19 protein-coding genes are annotated in these 16,905 nt (G+C 65.5%); 5 read left to right on the forward strand and 14 right to left on the reverse strand.

The window, feature by feature from the left end:
- Nucleotides 1-85: 85 nt before the first annotated feature.
- The 6 genes from rplT to glpX form a co-directional block, all read right to left on the reverse strand.
- Nucleotides 86-445 (reverse strand): 50S ribosomal protein L20, encoded by a 360-nt coding sequence (gene rplT, locus WFP44_RS05890; protein WP_336925484.1) that lies wholly within the window; start codon nt 443-445, stop codon nt 86-88.
- A gap of 13 nt (nt 446-458) precedes the next feature.
- Nucleotides 459-662: a 50S ribosomal protein L35 gene (rpmI, locus tag WFP44_RS05895; RefSeq protein WP_336920320.1), complete on the reverse strand. Its 204-nt coding sequence runs from the start codon at nt 660-662 to the stop codon at nt 459-461.
- 130 nt (nt 663-792) lie between these two features.
- Nucleotides 793-1,596, reverse strand: coding sequence for an inositol monophosphatase family protein (locus tag WFP44_RS05900; protein ID WP_336925485.1), 804 nt, complete (start codon nt 1,594-1,596; stop codon nt 793-795).
- Nucleotides 1,593-1,982, reverse strand: a complete 390-nt coding sequence (locus WFP44_RS05905) for a cupin domain-containing protein (protein WP_336925486.1) — start codon at nt 1,980-1,982, stop codon at nt 1,593-1,595. The genes WFP44_RS05900 and WFP44_RS05905 overlap by 4 nt, the downstream gene beginning before the upstream one ends.
- A gap of 28 nt (nt 1,983-2,010) precedes the next feature.
- On the reverse strand, nt 2,011-2,946 hold the full coding sequence (locus WFP44_RS05910; protein WP_336925487.1) for a ribose-phosphate pyrophosphokinase: 936 nt from the start codon (nt 2,944-2,946) through the stop codon (nt 2,011-2,013).
- A gap of 112 nt (nt 2,947-3,058) precedes the next feature.
- Nucleotides 3,059-4,081, reverse strand: a complete 1,023-nt coding sequence (gene glpX / locus WFP44_RS05915) for a class II fructose-bisphosphatase (RefSeq protein ID WP_336925488.1) — start codon at nt 4,079-4,081, stop codon at nt 3,059-3,061.
- A 57-nt stretch (nt 4,082-4,138) separates the two neighbouring features.
- On the opposite strand from glpX, the gene WFP44_RS05920 reads away from it, so the two are divergent.
- Nucleotides 4,139-4,618 (forward strand): hypothetical protein, encoded by a 480-nt coding sequence (locus WFP44_RS05920; RefSeq protein ID WP_336925489.1) that lies wholly within the window; start codon nt 4,139-4,141, stop codon nt 4,616-4,618.
- Here WFP44_RS05920 and WFP44_RS05925 read toward each other — a convergent pair.
- The gene (locus WFP44_RS05925) at nt 4,615-5,922 is read right to left on the reverse strand and encodes a homoserine dehydrogenase (RefSeq protein WP_336925490.1); all 1,308 of its coding nucleotides are present in this window, start codon (nt 5,920-5,922) and stop codon (nt 4,615-4,617) included. The genes WFP44_RS05920 and WFP44_RS05925 overlap by 4 nt on opposite strands.
- 85 nt (nt 5,923-6,007) lie before the next feature.
- Entirely contained in the window at nt 6,008-6,904 is an 897-nt protein-coding gene (locus WFP44_RS05930; protein ID WP_336925491.1) for a hypothetical protein, read from the reverse strand.
- A 453-nt stretch (nt 6,905-7,357) separates the two neighbouring features.
- On the opposite strand from WFP44_RS05930, the gene WFP44_RS05935 reads away from it, so the two are divergent.
- The 4 genes from WFP44_RS05935 (at nt 7,358) to WFP44_RS05950 (ending at nt 9,907) form a co-directional block, all read left to right on the forward strand.
- On the forward strand, nt 7,358-8,011 hold the full coding sequence (locus tag WFP44_RS05935) for an energy transducer TonB (protein WP_336925492.1): 654 nt from the start codon (nt 7,358-7,360) through the stop codon (nt 8,009-8,011).
- A 42-nt stretch (nt 8,012-8,053) separates the two neighbouring features.
- A complete protein-coding gene (locus tag WFP44_RS05940) occupies nt 8,054-8,812 on the forward strand; it encodes a MotA/TolQ/ExbB proton channel family protein (RefSeq protein ID WP_336925493.1) in 759 nt (252 codons plus the stop codon).
- A 78-nt stretch (nt 8,813-8,890) separates the two neighbouring features.
- Entirely contained in the window at nt 8,891-9,430 is a 540-nt protein-coding gene (locus WFP44_RS05945; RefSeq protein ID WP_336925494.1) for an ExbD/TolR family protein, read from the forward strand.
- Between the two features lie 42 nt (nt 9,431-9,472).
- Nucleotides 9,473-9,907 (forward strand): ExbD/TolR family protein, encoded by a 435-nt coding sequence (locus WFP44_RS05950; RefSeq protein WP_336925495.1) that lies wholly within the window; start codon nt 9,473-9,475, stop codon nt 9,905-9,907.
- Nucleotides 9,908-10,005: 98 nt separating this feature from the next.
- Here WFP44_RS05950 and WFP44_RS05955 read toward each other — a convergent pair whose 3' ends face one another.
- From WFP44_RS05955 to WFP44_RS05980, 6 genes are read right to left on the reverse strand one after another with little or no spacing between them, the layout of a single operon-like run.
- Nucleotides 10,006-12,444 carry a ligase-associated DNA damage response DEXH box helicase gene (locus tag WFP44_RS05955; protein ID WP_336925497.1) on the reverse strand — a complete coding sequence of 813 codons (2,439 nt, stop codon included), beginning with the start codon at nt 12,442-12,444 and terminating at the stop codon, nt 10,006-10,008.
- A gap of 30 nt (nt 12,445-12,474) precedes the next feature.
- Entirely contained in the window at nt 12,475-13,320 is an 846-nt protein-coding gene (locus WFP44_RS05960; protein ID WP_336925498.1) for an arylamine N-acetyltransferase family protein, read from the reverse strand.
- A 2-nt stretch (nt 13,321-13,322) separates the two neighbouring features.
- On the reverse strand, nt 13,323-14,192 hold the full coding sequence (locus tag WFP44_RS05965; RefSeq protein WP_336925500.1) for a DUF2059 domain-containing protein: 870 nt from the start codon (nt 14,190-14,192) through the stop codon (nt 13,323-13,325).
- 35 nt (nt 14,193-14,227) lie between these two features.
- Entirely contained in the window at nt 14,228-15,643 is a 1,416-nt protein-coding gene (pgmG, locus tag WFP44_RS05970) for a phosphoglucomutase/phosphomannomutase PgmG (RefSeq protein WP_336925501.1), read from the reverse strand.
- Between the two features lie 36 nt (nt 15,644-15,679).
- Nucleotides 15,680-15,982 (reverse strand): J domain-containing protein, encoded by a 303-nt coding sequence (locus WFP44_RS05975; RefSeq protein WP_336925502.1) that lies wholly within the window; start codon nt 15,980-15,982, stop codon nt 15,680-15,682.
- A gap of 5 nt (nt 15,983-15,987) precedes the next feature.
- On the reverse strand, nt 15,988-16,842 hold the full coding sequence (locus WFP44_RS05980) for a division plane positioning ATPase MipZ (protein ID WP_336925504.1): 855 nt from the start codon (nt 16,840-16,842) through the stop codon (nt 15,988-15,990).
- Nucleotides 16,843-16,905: the final 63 nt, after the last annotated feature.

Consider the following 16,905-nt stretch of genomic DNA (forward strand, 5'->3'; position numbering starts at 1 on the left):
GGAACAGACGAAGGGCGCGGATGGCCCAAACCATCCGCGCCCTTCATTTTGTCTTGTGGTCAGACGACCGCAACGCGCAGGCAGCTTACGCGGGAAGCGCGCTCTTGGCCTGGCGGATGATCGCGGTGAAGGCATCGGCCTGGTTCATCGCCAGATCGGCCATCACCTTGCGGTCCAGTTCAATGCCGGCCAGCTTGGCGCCGTGCATGAACTGCGAATAGGTCAGGCCTTCCACGCGGACCGCGGCGTTGATGCGCTGGATCCACAAAGCGCGGAAATTGCGCTTCTTCACCTTGCGGTCGCGGTAGGCATACTGGCCGGCCTTCTCGACCGCCTGCCGCGCTACGCGGATGGTGTTCTTGCGGCGACCGCGATAGCCCTTGGCCTGGTCCAGAATCCGCTTGTGCTTGGCGCGGGTGGTAACACCCCTCTTGATACGGCTCATCCGTCAGTACTCCTTAATTCAGGCCGTAGGGCGCCCAAAGCTTGATCGTCTTCGCATCTGCGTCAGAGATCACCTTGGTGCCGCGCTGCTGGCGGATGTACTTGGCGTTGTGGCTGATCAGGCGGTGGCGCTTGCCGGCCACACCGTGCTTGACCTTGCCATTGGCGGTGATCTTGAAGCGCTTCTTCACACCGCTCTTGGTCTTCAGCTTGGGCATTTTCGTCTCCTTTGTCAGGGACACGTCCGACCAGCCCTGGCAGCCCTTGTGGCCAGACCGGCGGTGAATCACGTGTCAGTGAAGGTGGGGCCGATAGGCGTTGGTCGCGCAAAAGGCAAGCCGGATCGGATCAGTGCGCGTGATCGTCGTGCGCGTCCTTGCCGCTCATCGCGGCGAGCACATCCTCAAGCCGCGCCGGATCGCCCAGCGCCAGCACATGACCTTCGGATGCATCGTGCAGCGGTTCGCCGTTCCAGTCGCACATCATGCCGCCTGCGCCTTCCACCACGGGCACCAGCGCGGCGTAATCGTGCAGCTTCAGCCCCGCTTCGCACACGATGTCGATATGGCCGCTGGCAAGACAGGCGTAATTGTAGCAATCGCCGCCCATCACCATGCGCTTGTGATCGGTCTTGGCCGCCAGCGCCATGAACACTTCGCCTTCCTGCTGGCTGAAATAGTGCGGGCCGGTGGTGGCGATGGTGGCGCGCGAAAGGTCGCGGCAGGCGCGCGCGGACACAGGCTGCCCGTTCAGCGTGGTGCCCTGCCCGGCCACGCCCAGCCACCGTTCCTTCAGCACCGGCTGATCGATCAGGCCCAGCACGGGAAAGCCATCCACCAGCAGCGCGATCAGCGTGCCGAAGGTGGCGCGCCCGGCCAGAAAGGCGGTGGTGCCGTCAATGGGGTCGAGCACCCATTGCCGCCCCGAACGGCCCTTCTCCTCGCCAAACTCTTCGCCAAACACGCCGTCTTGCGGGACTTCGGCCTTGAGGATGCGGCGCATCGCTTCTTCGGCGTTGCGGTCCGCCAGCGTGACGGGGGTCGCATCCTCCTTCGCCTCGCTGGAAACGGGCGTGCGGAACAGCGGCAGGATCTCGGCCCGCGCGGCGTCGGCCAGTCGGTGCGCCAGCGCGATTTCGGCGGCGAGGTTCATTGAGGCGGCATCCTCTCAGCCGCGGGCGTGCTCACCGGATCGCCCGCATCGTGCACACGGACAACGATGGCGCGAATCCCTTCCGCCCCGGCGCGCGGCGTGTGCACCGTGCGGCGCGGAATGACGAAGCTTTCGCCTGGCCCCAATTCGCGCGGCTCCATCCCGTCAATATCGAGCACCGCGCTGCCGCCCAGCACGTAGAGATATTCCTCCCACTCATGCCAATGCGCCTCGCCCACGGCATTGGGCGGCAGGTGGAGATCGGCCACGATCAGCTCATGCCCCGGCGCGGCGTGGGTTTCCTCGGTAAACACGGGGTTGGAGCCGAAAGGCGGCTGATGGATCGCGGGCTGGGCATGGGCAGGCGCCGCAGAAGCGGCGAGCAATACGAGGGGAGCCAGCGCGCGCATCGGATCAGTCGAACAGGCTCGACACGCTGCTTTCGTCCGCGATGCGACGCACCGCTTCGCCCACCAGCGGGGCGATGGTGAGCACGCGGATCTTGGAGGACGTGCGCGTCGCCTCGGTCGGCAGGATGGTGTCGGTAATCACAAGTTCCTTCATGCACGAACCCTCGATCCGCGCCACCGCGCCGCCTGACAGCACGCCGTGCGTGATATAGGCCGCCACGCTCTTCGCGCCCGCTTCCAGCAGCGCTTCGGCCGCGTTGCACAGAGTGCCGCCCGAATCGATGATGTCGTCGATCAGGATGCAATTGCGCCCCTTCACCTCGCCGATGATGTTCATCACCTCGCTCTCGCCCGGACGCTCGCGGCGCTTGTCCACAATCGCCAGCGGGGCGTTGTCGAGCCGCTTGGCCAGCGCGCGGGCGCGCACCACGCCGCCCACATCGGGGGAGACGACCATAAGATCGTTCTCGCCGTAACGGGCCTGAATGTCCGCCGCCATCACGGGGGCTGCATAGAGGTTGTCGGTGGGGATATCGAAGAAACCCTGAATCTGGCCGGCGTGCAGATCCACCGCCAGCACGCGGTTGGCGCCCGCCTGCGTGATGAGGTTCGCCACCAGCTTGGCCGAAATCGGCGTGCGCGGGCCGGGTTTGCGATCCTGCCGGCCGTACCCGAAATAGGGCACCACCGCCGTGATCCGCTTGGCCGAGGCGCGTTTGAGCGCGTCGATGCAGATCAGCAATTCCATCAGATTGTCGTTCGCCGGATAGCTGGTGGATTGCACCACGAACACATCCTCGCCACGCACATTCTCGTGAATCTCGACGAAGATTTCCTCGTCCGCAAAGCGGCGCACGCTGGCATCGGTCAGCGGCACTTCGAGATAGCCGGCAATGGCGCGGGCAAGCGGCAGATTGGCATTGCCGGACATGATCTTCATGGGCGTTCAAGACCTGTAATGACGCATGGGGGCGGAATCGTTGCCATGCCTCTAGCCCAGCGTCACATTATTGCAAACCATGGGCGCGCGGCGGATCGGGGGAAAGGCAGGCTCAACCCGCCTGCGGCACACCGTGTTCGCCCCTTATCCAGCGAATCGTGCCGGTGGACGCGCGCATGACCACGCTGTGGGTGGACAGCGCGTGGCGCCCGTCCTTGCGGCGAATGTGGCGCACCCCGTCAAGCAGGCTGCCATCGGTCACGCCCGTGGCCGCAAAGATGCAGTCGCCGCGCGCCAGATCCTCCAGCCGGTAGATGCGATCGAAATCGGTAATGCCGCATTCATGCGCGCGGCGGCGCTCGGCCTCGGTGCGGAACATCAGCCGCCCTTCGAACTGCCCGCCAAGGCAGCGCAGCGCCGCTGCCGCCAGCACGCCTTCGGGTGCGCCGCCCGACCCCATGTAGAGGTCGATCCCGCCATCGGGATCAGCAGTGGCAATCACCCCGGCAATATCACCATCGCCCAGCAATTGAATGCCGCAGCCCAGCTCCCGCAATTTGCCGATCAGATCAGCATGGCGCGGCCGGTCAAGCACGCTGACCATCAGCTGGTCGGGTGCAACGCCCTTGGCGGCGGCCACCGCCGCGATGTTTTCCTCTGGCGTCTTGGCAAGGCTGACGATTCCATCGGGAAAACCGGGGCCGACCGCGATCTTTTCCATATAGACATCGGGCGCCTTGAGCAGGCAGCCCTTGCCCGCGATCGCCAGCACGGTCAGTGCATTGGCCCCGGCCTTCGCGGTGATGGTGGTGCCTTCCAGCGGATCGACCGCAATGTCGATTTCCGGCCCGGCCAGACCTTCGCTGGCCTGCGCTGCGCCCAGCTTTTCCCCGATATAGAGCATGGGTGCGTGGTCGCGCTCGCCTTCACCGATCACCACTGTGCCATCGACCGGCACAAGATCGAACGCGGCGCGCATGGCCCTAACCGCCGCGTCATCGGCCGCCGTCTCGTCTCCCCGGCCCACCTGTCGCGCCGCCGCCATCGCCGCCGCTTCGGTGACTCGCACCATTTCCAGCGTCAGCACCCGGTCGAGCGGGGATGTCGTCGCGGCAAGTGTGGCGGTATCGTTCACGGGCAATTCACTCGGGCAAGGGGAGGTTGCCGGCGGGATTAGGACGGGGTGGCAGCGATGTCGAGATCATTGGCGCATTACGCCGTGCTTGCGGCGCTGGCTGGGGCTCTGTCCGTGCCCTTGGCCGCGCCCCTGGCCGCGCAGCAGGCCGCGCCCGCCATCACGGCAGAGGAAGCGCTGGAAAACGCCCGTTCTCTCTGGAGCACAAGGCCGGAGCCCGAAGTGGACCCTTGCGCGCAGGCCGAAGCCAATCCCGATGTGATCGTGGTCTGCCGCCGCTGGGAAAGCGGGGAGCGCTATACCTTCGCGCGCCCGGTGCAGGCGGATACCGATGTCACCGGCAGCGGCGCGCCGCGCCCGCCCGAATTCGACAATTCCTGCCTGCGCACGCTGGGCCGCGAAAACTGCATCATGCTGGGCAGTGTGCCGCCGCCTGCCGTGATGGTGGACTTCTCCGCTTTCCCCGAAACGCCAGCCGGATCGGATGCGGCGCGCTATGGCGGGCCAACCGATGCGCGCGAAGCCGCCTCCGATTAACCCAGCAGCGGCATCACCAGTGGCGGTTCGGCAAGGCTGGGCGAGCCTTCGAGCAGGCGCATCGCTGCCGCCACCGCGCTTTCCGGCCCTTCATGGCTGACAATCGCCACCAGCACCGGGTCCAGCCCGTCGAGCGGGTGGCCATGCTGGATCATGCTCTCGATCGACACGCCCGCATCGCGCATTGCGGCGGTAATCTCGGCCAGCACGCCGGGCCGATCGGCCACGGTAAAGCGCATATAGTGCCGCCCCAGCCGGTTGCCGGGATCAGCGGCAGGTGCCTCTTCCAGCATGGCCACGGGCAGCGAGAACGCGGGCACCGCATTGCCGCGCGCAATGTCGATGAGGTCAGCCACGACGGCGCTGGCCGTGGGGCCATCGCCCGCACCGCGCCCCTGGAACAGCAGGCGGCCCACGAAATTGCCTTCGGCCACCACGGCATTGGTGGGGCCGTCCACCGCGGCGAGCGGGTGATCCTTTGCCACCAGCACCGGTTGCACGCGCTGGAACAGGCGATGCTCGCCCTTCACCGTCTGCATTTCGGCCTGTCCGACAAGGCGAATCACATGGCCCAGCGCATCGGCCTGCGCGATATCGGCGGCGCGGATGCGGCTGATGCCGGAAATGTCCACCGCACCGAAATCCACCGCCGTGCCGAAGGCGAGTGCCGCCAGAATCGCCAGCTTGTGCGCCGCGTCCACGCCCTCGACGTCAAAGGTGGGGTCAGCCTCGGCATAACCCAGATCCTGTGCGGCCTTGAGCACGCCGCCAAAATCCGCGCCGGTCGATTCCATCTGCGTCAGGATGTAATTGCAGGTGCCGTTGAGGATGCCATACAATCGCTCGATCCGGTTGGCGGCTGCGCCCTCGCCCAGCCCCTTGATCACCGGGATGCCGCCCGCGACCGCCGCTTCGAACTTGAGCGCAAGGCCGTGCTGTTCAGCCAGAGCGGCCAGTTCCATCCCGTGATGCGCGATCATCGCCTTGTTCGCGGTAACCAGCGCCTTGCCGCCGCCCAGCGCCTGCCGCGCCAGAGTGAGCGCGGGGCCATCCGATCCGCCGACCAGCTCCACCACCACATCCACGTCGGGCCGCTTGGCCAGCGCGGTCATGTCGTCTTCCCAGGCATAGGCGGACAGGTCGATGCCGCGATCCTTGCCGCGGCTGCGCGCACTCACCGCCACAACTTCGATGGCCCGGCCCGCACGCGCGGCGATCAGGCCGCCATTGGCATCAAGCAGGCGAATCACGCCAGCCCCCACGGTGCCAAGTCCGGCAAGAGCGATACGCAAGGGGTGGGTCATTTCCGGATTTCCGCAAGCTGAGTGGTGAAGGCCTAGGCCGCGCCCGATAATGCGGACAGGTGCGCTTGGCTAGGGCCAGCCGCGCCTAATCCCCGCTGCGCGCGCAGGGGCCGACCCGCTCGCGCACCAACGCGTAATCGGCCCGCGCCCGCGCCCGCGAATCGGGATCGCGCTGCAAAAAGGCGTCGGCGGGCAATTCGGGCGGCAGGAAGCAGGCCAGCGCATACCATTGCAGCGTTTCCGCGCGCGGCGGGCGGGCGGACTGGTCGACGATCTCGGTCCAGGACACGCCCCATTCAGGCGCCATCCCCGGTCGCCGCACGATCGACAGCGAGACAGGCGCACCGCTGCGCGTTTCGAGGAAGATCTGCGTTTCCGATTCGCCCGCCAGATTGCCCGGCACGCTCATCACCTCTTTCACCCCGGTGATGACGGGTGGCCGGTCACCCTGAACCAGCTGTGTCATGACCTCGCGCACGCGCGCTTCCAGCAGCGGATCGGCGGGCTGGATCGCCTGCGGCCCCACCAGCTGGATCTGCCCCGGACGGTTGGGCACGCGGCGGGCGAAGACCACCACGGTCTCGCGCTTCAGATTGGGGCGGCGGCCGCGTTCGTTCAGCGGCAGATCGACCAGAAAACTGTGCCGCGCGCCCACCGGCCCCGGCCCCGCGATGAGCGCCTGCGTGTCGGCTTCCACCAGCAGGCGCGCCATGCCCGGCGCCAGCCCCGGCGCATTGGCCGGGCGGATATTGCTTTGCTTGCGCACCTCGACGCGCATCACCAGTTCGGCCGCCTGCCCCAGTTCGACCAGGTCGACATAGGTGAGATCTGCAGCAGGCAGGGGGCCGCTGCGGAACGGGGAAGGAAGTGTCGCTGCCGCCTGCGCCTGTACGGGCGTGGCCGCGGGCCCTGTTGCCGCCGTCAGCGCCAGCGCGATTCCCGCGACCGCCAGAAGATTCGCCTTGCGAGAGATTCGCATCATCAAGCCATCCTTGTGCCAAAAACAGGCCCCGCCAATGGAGGGAACTGCCCGTTCCTTGCCCCATATAGGACGCGATTTGGCGGTTTTGCGACAAAAACTGTCTTTAAACCCTCCGTTAACGGCTGAATCCTTGCTGAACTCCGCCTGCACGCCATGAAAGCGATTGCCCATGGGGTAAGGTGCCGTTAAGACCCGGGCCGAATGGATGGCGCACCCATAACAAAACAAGGGCGCTTCCTGGGCGGGGTGGGCAAAATGCGTATGTCCTCTCGTTCCTTACCGCTCTTGAAGCAACGCGCGCTCCGAACAGGTTCGGGCCGAGTTTTCTGGAGTAGTAAAATTTCGCTGCGGCAGGCGAACCCCGATCGGGTTGTGGAATGCTGCTCTGGCCGGGCCTGGACCCGGCGAATGGAAATGGAGTGATGGGACTGGATGGCTTACGCTGACCAAGAAATGAGCGGTAGTCGAATCATATCGATTATCATCGTTGCCCTCATCCACATTGCAGTTGGTTACCTGCTTATCAGCGGCCTCGCCATTTCGGCGGTAAAGGAAGTTGTCGAGCGCGTGACCACCGTGGATGTGAAGGAACCGGAGCCGGAAGTGGAGGAACCCCCGCCACCGCCGCCGGACGAAACCGCGCCGCCGCCGCCAGTGGCACCGGCACCGCCGATCAGTATTGCACCGGCACCGCCGCCGATCCGCACGCAGGAGAATATTCCTCCGCCTGCGCCGCCGGCCGTGATCGTGCCGCCGCCGGCACCGCCCGCGCCGCCTGCTGCTCCGCCGCCGCCGCCGCCGCCTTCGCGGGCACGTCCTGCGCAGCCGGATGGGCAAAGCCGCTGGGCGCGCCGCATCCAGGACAACTATCCCGCACGCGCCGTGCGTCAGGAAATCCAGGGCAATGTCGGCGTAACTGTCGTCGTCGGCCCGGATGGCCGCGTGACGCAGTGCACGGTTTCCAATTCCAGCGGTTCGGACATTCTGGACACGGCAGCTTGCGAAGGGATGCAGCGTTACGCGCGCTACACTCCGGCGCTGGATGATGCGGGCAACCCCACAACCGGCCGGCACTCGATCACGATCGTGTACCAGCTCGGCAACTGATTTTCCGGTTCAGATTCATCTCATACAGAGAGGACTTTTCGCATGTTTATTGAACTTCTCGCCGCCGCTGCCGATGCAGCTCCGCAGAACCAGTTCGGCTTCATGGAAGCCATGGAACAGGGTGGCCCCGTCGCCTGGTCGATTCTGGGCGTGCTGGTCATCCAGTCGGTTGGCTCGTTCTACATCCTGTTCACCAAGTATTTCGAACAGAACAAGGTGATGAAGCAGTACAGCAACAGCCGCGCCGCTTTCTGGCGTGCCGGTTCGCTGTCCGAAGGCGCAACCAAGCTGGAGAAGGACAGCGCCTGGCGCCAGCTGGTGGATGATGCCCTCGCCGCCGAATCCGAGCACAAGAACATGACCGACAGCCTCGAAGCGCATGACTGGCTGCACGGCACGCTGGCGCGTTCCGAAGCCGCGATCAACGCCAAGCTGTCGAGCGGCCTGCCCTTCCTCGCCACCACCGGTGCGACCGCGCCGTTCGTGGGTCTGCTCGGCACCGTGATCGGGATCTACCGCGCGCTGATCAACATCGGCATCGCCGGCTCGGCCTCGATCGACAAGGTCGCCGGCCCTGTGGGTGAAGCGCTCATCATGACCGCCATCGGTCTGCTGGTGGCCGTGCCTGCGGTGTTCGCCTATAACTACCTGCAGAGCCGCAACAAGAAGATCGCAGCGATGCTGTCGGGCTTCTCGACCGAACTGCTGGCCAACCTCGCCTCGAACGGCGCAGTGAAGCCGGCCCTGCCGGCCGCGGCTGCCAAGCCCGCCGCTCCGGCCAAGCCGGCGCCGAAGGCCTGATCCTCTCCTGCAAACATGACGGCGGGTGCCAGGCGGCACCCGCCACCTTGCAGATTTATTTGAGATAGGACGAGAAACATGGCCATTTCGATGGGTGGAGACGGCGCCGACGCGCCAATGTCCGACATCAACACCACCCCGCTGGTGGACGTGATGCTGGTGCTGTTGATCATCTTCCTGATCGCCGTGCCGGTTGCCATCCAGACGGTGGAAGAACTGCGTGTGCCGATCCTCGTTTCGCGCGAATCGGACAACAAGGTCGAAAACCTGCTGATCACGGTGACCACCACCGACGAAGCAGGGCGCACCCCTAGCACGATCAACACGGCTTTCACCGGCGCCTCGCGCAACGGTGATTGCCGCGTGTATTTCAACAACACCACGCTGGTCGATTCGAGCGAGCTGTATCAGCAGGCGTTCGAGCGTCTGGATGCCATCGTGCAACGCGCGGGCGGGCCGGAAGCTATCATGGCGCAGCCCGAACTGATCCCGCAGGTGCACATCCGCGGTGACGTGAATGCGCCCTGGCGTTGTGTGGCGGGCACGATCTTCAACGTGCAGGCGGCGGGCTATCCCACCGTCGGCTTCATTTCCAACCCGGTCGATCCGAACGGCTGATCGCCGCTCGCCAAATCGATCAGGATACGAGGAGACTAACCCATGGCAATGTCAGGCGGCCGGGACGATGGCGAGCCGATGATGGAGATGAACACGACGCCGCTGATCGACGTCATGCTCGTGCTCCTCATCATGTTCATCATCACCATTCCCGTGGCGACCCACGCCATCAATATCGATCTGCCGGCGCCGAGCCCGCCAACCGATGTTCCGCCGCCCGATCCGGTGGTGAACAAGGTGGTGCTGACGCCGGAAAACCAGATCCTCTGGAACGGGAATGCCATTTCGATTGCCGAGCTGCGCTACCAGTTGCAGCAGACGCTGAACTTCCCGGTGGAACCCGAGCTTCAGTTCGAGCCGGAAGCACAGGCAAGCTACGAATTGTCGGCTCAGGTGCTTAACGTGATCAAGAACGAAGGCATCAACAAGTTCGGCTTCGTCGGCAACGAACGCTACCGCAGCTTCGGCAAGGAATAAGCCGGAACGCTTCGGCGGACAGAATTGAGGGGGCCGGAGCGATCCGGCCCCCTTTTTCGTGCGCCCCCCTTTCGCGGATGCGGCCGTGACGTCGGGGATCAATCCAGCCGCATGGCCGCATCCGCCAGGCTCTCGGCTTCCAACAACAGCTCGTCATCGCCTGCGCCCTGCGGCACCGCCTCGCGGCCGATCATCACCATCACCGGCACTGCCAGCGGGCTAACCCGATCCAGCGTGACATGGACGATCCGCGCCGCCGCCCCTTCCAGCACATCGGCCAGCCGCGCCATATCGGTCAGCCGCGCGCGCGCATCGGCCCAGGCCGCCTCGATCAGCACATGACCCGGCTCGTATTTGCGCAGCACATCGTAGATCAGATCGGTGCTGAAAGTGACCTGTCGCCCGGACTTCTTCCGGCCGGGTTGCTGGCGTTCAACCAACCCGCCAATCACCGCCACTTCGCGGAACGCGCGGCGCAGCAGATAGCTGTTTTCCACCCAGCTTTCGAATTCTGCCGCCAAAATCGCGGGCGAGAGCAGCAGCGCGGGGTCTGCCACCTGCCGCCGCCCCCATACCGCCAGGCAATAATCATTGGCGACAAATCCGCCCGGCATCAGGCCCGCATCCTCCATCCGCTTGGTAATGAGCATCCCCAGCGACTGGTTCGCATTCCACCCGGCGAAGGTGTAATAGACCGTGTATTCGCGCCCGCCATGTGGGAAGCTCTCGACCAGCAGATTGTCCGGCCCCGGCAGCCGGCTGCGCCAATCCTGCACCTCCAGCCATTCGCGCACCTCATCGGGCAGGCGCGCCCAGCCTGCCCGATCGACCAGCAGGGCGCGCACCCGGTCGGCCAGATGCGTGGTGAGCGGCAAGCGCAAACCGCCATAGGAGGGGATCACTGCCGCCTTTGCGCTGGCGCGCACGATCAGCTCCATGTCCTTCAATTGCTCGACTTCGAGGTTGAGGCCGGAAAAGCGGAACGTGTCCCCCGGTGACAGCGCCGCGGCAAAGCGTTCCTCCACACGCCCCAGCGCGCGGCCGTTGCGGAAGCGGACATTGAGCATTTCGGAATCGACAATGATGCCGGCATTGAGGCGGTGCCGCGCCGCCATTTCGGGATGCGTCAGCCGCCATGTGCCGTCGGCTTCGCGGGTGATGCGCCGGAACCGGTCATAGGCCTGCAGCGCATAGCCGCCTGTCGCCACGAAGTTCAGCACCCGGCTCCACACCGCCGCGTCCACAAAGGCATAGGGCAGGCAGGATCGCACTTCGGCCAACAGCCCACCCTCGTCAAACGGCGCTGCGCAGGCGCAGGCCATCACGTGCTGCGCCAGCACATCGAGCGCACCGGGCCGGAAATCTTCCCCGTCGCGCCGGCCTTCATCCACCGCATCCTTGGCCGCCTGCGCTTCCAGGAATTCGAACCGGTTGCCCGGCACCAGCAGCGCGCGGCTTGCCTGGTCGAGCCGGTGATTGGCGCGGCCGATGCGTTGCAGGAGACGGCTGGAGCCCTTGGGTGCACCCATCTGCACCACCAGATCGATATCGCCCCAGTCTACCCCCAAATCGAGGCTGGCGGTGCACACCAGCGCCCGCAGTTCCCCGCGCGCCATCGCGCCTTCCACCTTGCGCCGCCCTTCGGCCGACAGCGATCCGTGGTGGATGCCGATCGGCAGCTTGTCCTCGTTCGCGTCCCACAAGTGTTCGAAGATATATTCGGCCAGAAAGCGCGTATTGGTGAAGATCAGCGTGGTCTTGTGGGCGCGGATCTGGGCGTACAGCTGCGGGATCGCCCATGTCCCCGCATGGCCGCCCCAGGGCACGCGCGCATCCTCGGGCAAGGCAATTTCCACCTCAGCCGGTGCGCCCGGCTCGCCTTCCACCAGCGCGACCGAGTCGATTTCACCAAAGGGGGCGAGCCATGCGCAAAAACCTGCCGGATCGGCCAGCGTGGCGGAAAGGCCCACGCGCTGCACATCGGGCGCAATGGCCTGCAACCGCGCCAGCGCCAGCGCCAGCAGGTCGCCGCGCTTCTGCGTGGCGAAGGCGTGAATCTCGTCCACCACCACGCGTTTCAGCCCTGCAAACAGCGTGAAGCTTTCGGGGTAGGACAGCAGCAGCGAGAGGCTTTCCGGCGTGGTGAGCAGGATATGCGGCGGCTTTTCGCGCTGGCGCTTCTTGCGGTCGGACGGGGTATCGCCGCTGCGCGCCTCCACCCGCAGGGCGAGGCCCATTTCGGCCACGGGGGTGAGCAGATTGCGCTGCACATCATGCGCCAGCGCCTTCAGCGGCGAGACATAAAGCGTGTGCAGGCCTTCGGGCGGTGGCCCATCCCCCAGAACCGACGGGCAGAACGCCGCCAGAGTGGGCAGGAAACCCGCCAGCGTCTTGCCCGCGCCGGTATCCGCCACCAGCAGTGCGTGCCGCCCGGTCTCGGCCACCGCCAGCATCTCGGCCTGATGGCGGCGCAGACGCCAGCCCTTGGCGGCAAACCATTGCGCGATTTCGGGCGGGAGAGGCGGCGAGGATGCCATGCCATAGAGATAGGGCGCACCGCCCCGCGATCAAAGATCGAACAGATCCAGTTGCGCAATCTCTGCGAGCGAAAGGTGAAGGCCGAAATTCTGCGCCAGCACAGCGCGCAGCTCCTCCGCCCCTGCCAATTCGCGCTTTTCCACCGCAGCCGTGCTGCCGATCGACAGCGTTCGGTCGGTCAGCGCCGCAAACCCGGCGGGCAATACAAGGCTGACCACCAGCCCGGCGCGAAAGCGGGACTGTGGCCATGTCGCTGTCCAGTGATTGGCCTGCTCCAGATCCATCGGCATGACGGGCGCGAGATCGAAACTGTATTGCGCCTGCCACTCGGCGGTGTCCCGCGCGCGGCCATCGGTGGTGGTGCGCGGGCCGCTGCGTTCGAGCAGCCATTCGCCATGCGGCTCGCCTGCCCGGCGCAAGCGGTGGCGTGCGCCATCGGGCGTTTCGGCCGACGCCCCATCCTCCAGCGGCATGGGCGGCACGAAACTGCCGCCAAAGCCCGCATCGGCCAGCCATTTCTGACCCCCAAGCTCGGCCAGCAACAGCACATGGGTGCGCGGGCCAATGAAGTCCGCAGGCATGGCGAGGCGCGGACGGGCGAGCAGGGGCCGGTTGGCAATGCCCAAGGCGGCAAGCATATCGGCGTAAAGCCGGTTCTGTTCAAAACAATATCCGCCGCGCCCGCGCTCCACCAGCTTTGCAAAAACGCTGTCGCTGTCGATCGCAGGCGTCTGGCCCCGCAACACGTCGATATTTTCGAAGGTGATTGCCTGCCGATGCGCAGCCTGCACCTCGGCCAGACCCGCTGCCGAGGCGGGCGGCACGTGGGCCAGACCCAGTCGCGCCAGATAGGCGGCCAGCCGATCTGCCACCATCGCTACCAGCCTTCGTCGGCCTGCGCGCCATGGGCGGAATCGATGAACAGCATCTGCTCGTCCAGCTCCTCCCGGCTCAATCCCACCATCTGCGCCAGCCGTTTGCGGTCAGCTTCGGGCAGGTCGAAATAGCGTCGTTCCGCCGGCAGGTCGGCCGTGGCGGCGGCGATCTCTGCCTCCATGGCGGTGAGACTTCCCATCATCGCAGGGATGGCTGCCATACTGGCCGAAGCCATGCGCGGATCAGAGCTCATTTCCTGCGATTGCCGGGCAAAGGCCGCGCCTGATGGCGTGGCGAAAAAGGCGGCGATATCGGTCAATTCGGTTACGCTGAAACGGATCGCATACATTTCCGTCATGGCCCGGCGCACCGGAGCCTCCATCCGCTCGACCACGCGCTGCATCATCTGCGGGAGTATCTGCATCTCGCGTTCGGAACGGATACGCCAGGCGGGGTCAAGCAGGCTCGCGGCGCGTTCGGCCTGCGCCTCGTCCAGGTCCAGATCCCAGCTTTCCATACCCAGCCGCCGTGCCACATACTGGGCCGCGCCGGACGGTGCCATGTCCTGCAGGGGCGTGAGGATCGTATCGGCAAGGCTGCTCATCATCTGGCCCATGCTGCCTTCGGGGAACAGCTGCGCCACCACGGCTGCGGCCAGTGGCAGGCGCGCCTCCTGCTCTGGCGTCAGCGGTTCGGGGGTGAAGGCCTGCATCAGCCCGCCCAGCCAGTCGCCGCCCGATTCCCCCTTCCCGCCCGGATATTCATCGGCGCGCTCCACCGGGATTTGGGCGTTCCATCTGTCCTGCGCGCCCGCGCCCGCAGGCGCAAGAAGCAGCGCCAGCGGTGCGGCCCACGTCAGGCTCTTGCGCATTCCATGTCCCCCTGTGCCCACCTGTCTTGCGCAGCCTAGTGCCCCACGCTTTCCCCGCGTTCGAGGCCGGAGAGCGCCAATTGCTCGTCGATCTGCGCCAGCAGCCGTTCCAGCCCTTCCGCCGTGTCGCTTTCCGCGCGGGCGACCAGCACATCCTGCGTGTTGGAGGCGCGCAGCAGCCACCAGCCATCTTCGTTGGTCACGCGCACGCCATCGGTATCGTTGACCTCGGCCGGGCTGCCAGATTCGTTGGCGGCGAGCCGTGCGGCGACTTCGGTGATGGCGGCAAACTTGCGGCTTTCATCCACCTGAAAGCGCATTTCGGGCGTGTTGAGCATTTGCGGCATCGCGCTGCGCAATTCGGTGACCGATTTGCCCAGCCGCGCCGAGGCGGCGATCAGCCGCACACCGGCATAAAGCGCATCGTCAAAGCCGTAATATTCGTCCGCAAAAAAGACATGGCCGCTCATCTCGCCGGCCAGAGGTGAGGAAACCTCCTTCATTTTGGACTTAATCAGCGAGTGGCCCGTCTTCCACATCAGCGGCTGCCCCCCGCAGGCCGCGACATGATCGAACAGCGCGCGGCTGGCCTTCACATCGGCGATAATCGTCGCGCCGGGGCGGCGGGCAAGCAGATCTTCGGCATAGATCATCAGCAACTGGTCGCCCCAGATCACCCGGCCCTTGCCGTCAATTGCGCCGATCCGGTCGCCATCCCCGTCAAAAGCAACTCCGAAATCGAGGGACTTTGCGGAGACAAGCGCGCGCAAATCCTCAAGGTTTGCCTCGACAGTAGGATCGGGATGATGATTGGGAAATTCGCCATCGACTTCGGTAAACAGCAGGTGATGTTCGCCGGGCAGACGCGCGGCCAGCTTCTCCAGCGCAGGGCCAGCAGCGCCATTGCCCGCATCCCACCCCACCTTCAGACGGGACAGGACTTGCGGATCGATCCCCTCCAGCGGGGCGAGGAGCCGGTCGATATACGCATCGAGGATATCTACATCCTCAGCCGTCCCGGTGCCGCTGTCCCAATCGCCCGCCGCCGCCATCCGGCCCAGCGTCTGGATGTCCGCACCGAAGAACGGACGCCCGCGAAATACCATTTTGAAGCCGTTGTAATTGGCGGGATTGTGGCTGCCGGTTATCTGAATGCCGCCATCCACATCTTCGGCTGACGCTTCGGCGTAATACAGCATGGGGGTTGGTCCCATGCCCACGCGCCGGACATTCACCCCGGCCTCGTTCAGGCCCTTCACCAGCGCTTCGGCCAGCATGGGTGAGGAGACGCGCCCGTCCCAGCCCACCGCCACCAGCCTGCCCCCGTCACGCGCGATCAGCGTGCCGAAACCCCGGCCGATGGCATAGGCATCCTCCGTGCCCAGCGTTTCGCCGATAATGCCGCGAATATCGTATTCGCGCAGGACGGTGGAGTGGAACTGGTGCGTCATGGATGCTCCTTGGAATCGGGGGAGATGAGTGCAGATTCAGGGCTTTGTGTCAGAAGGCAGATCAGGCGGCAATTCGGCCAGCAACAGGTCGCGCGCGGCGTTGGCTTCGTGCATCTGTTCATTCGTGCCGCCGCGATCGGGATGCACCACCGCCACGAGGCGGCGATGCGCGGCGATGATATCCTCGCGCCCGGCTTGCGTGTCCACGCCCAGCAGGCGGCGCGCGCGTTGCAACGCCTGTTGCCGCAGCGATTGCTTGCGTTCCCAGGGCCAGCGCCCCGCCAGCAGCTTGTAGCCCAGGCACAGGACACCGGCGAGAATAAGAATGCGCAGAAACACCGCGCTCAGCTCGCACCGCTATCCGCCAGCGCCAGTCGCGGCGCGGCGGTGGCAGCGGGCGCACGGCTCACATTCGTCTGGGGCATGGGCAAGGCAAGGCTTGCCACCAGGCTGCGCAATTCCTGCCGGGCGACCAGATGGCTGGTGCCCAGTTCGCCCAGATGCCCCTTGTCGAGCAGGGTCAGCCCCGAAGGGAACAATTCGCGGTAGATCACGCGTTCGGACAGGCCCTGCGCCACGCGAAAGCCCACCCGCTTGGAAAGTTCGCCCAGCGCGGCATCCAGACGGCGCTGGTTGCGCGCATCGGTATGGCCGGTGCGGTTGCGCACCACCACCCAATCCATCTGCCGCCGGTTCTGCTCGATCGTGGATCGGCTGCGCTTCAACCGCGCCTCCCAGATCAGTTCGGCATAGAAAGACAGGCGCCGCACCTTGAAGCTTTCCGCATCGACCTGCCCGATCAGGTCGAAATCGACGAAGCTGTCATTCATGGGCGTGACCAGCGTGTCCGCTTCGGTCGCCACATGGCGGGCAAAGGGATCGTCGCGTCCCGGCGTGTCAAAGATCAGGAAATCGGCCGCCTCGCCCAGTCGCGCGGCCTGCGCCTCCAGCTCCTCCACCGTTTCGCCGCGAAACACCTCGCACGCCGGCCCGGGCAGATCGATGCCGCGCCGCGCAGCGGTCTCCACGCGATTTTCGATATAGCGGTGCATGGTCGCCTGCCGCGTGTCGAGATCGATCGCCGCCACACGCGCGCCCTGATAGGCAAGCGCCACCGCCACATGGACGGCGGTGGTCGATTTGCCCGTCCCGCCCTTTTCATTGGCGAAGACGATGCGGAATGGCTGGGCAGCGGTCACGGCAAAGCAGGCTTTCTCTGGCAGGAGGACAGGTCTAGGGGAGTTCCCCCGAGCGTCCATACT

Source organism: Alteraurantiacibacter palmitatis, assembly GCF_037154115.1.
Classification (GTDB): domain Bacteria; phylum Pseudomonadota; class Alphaproteobacteria; order Sphingomonadales; family Sphingomonadaceae; genus Alteraurantiacibacter; species Alteraurantiacibacter palmitatis.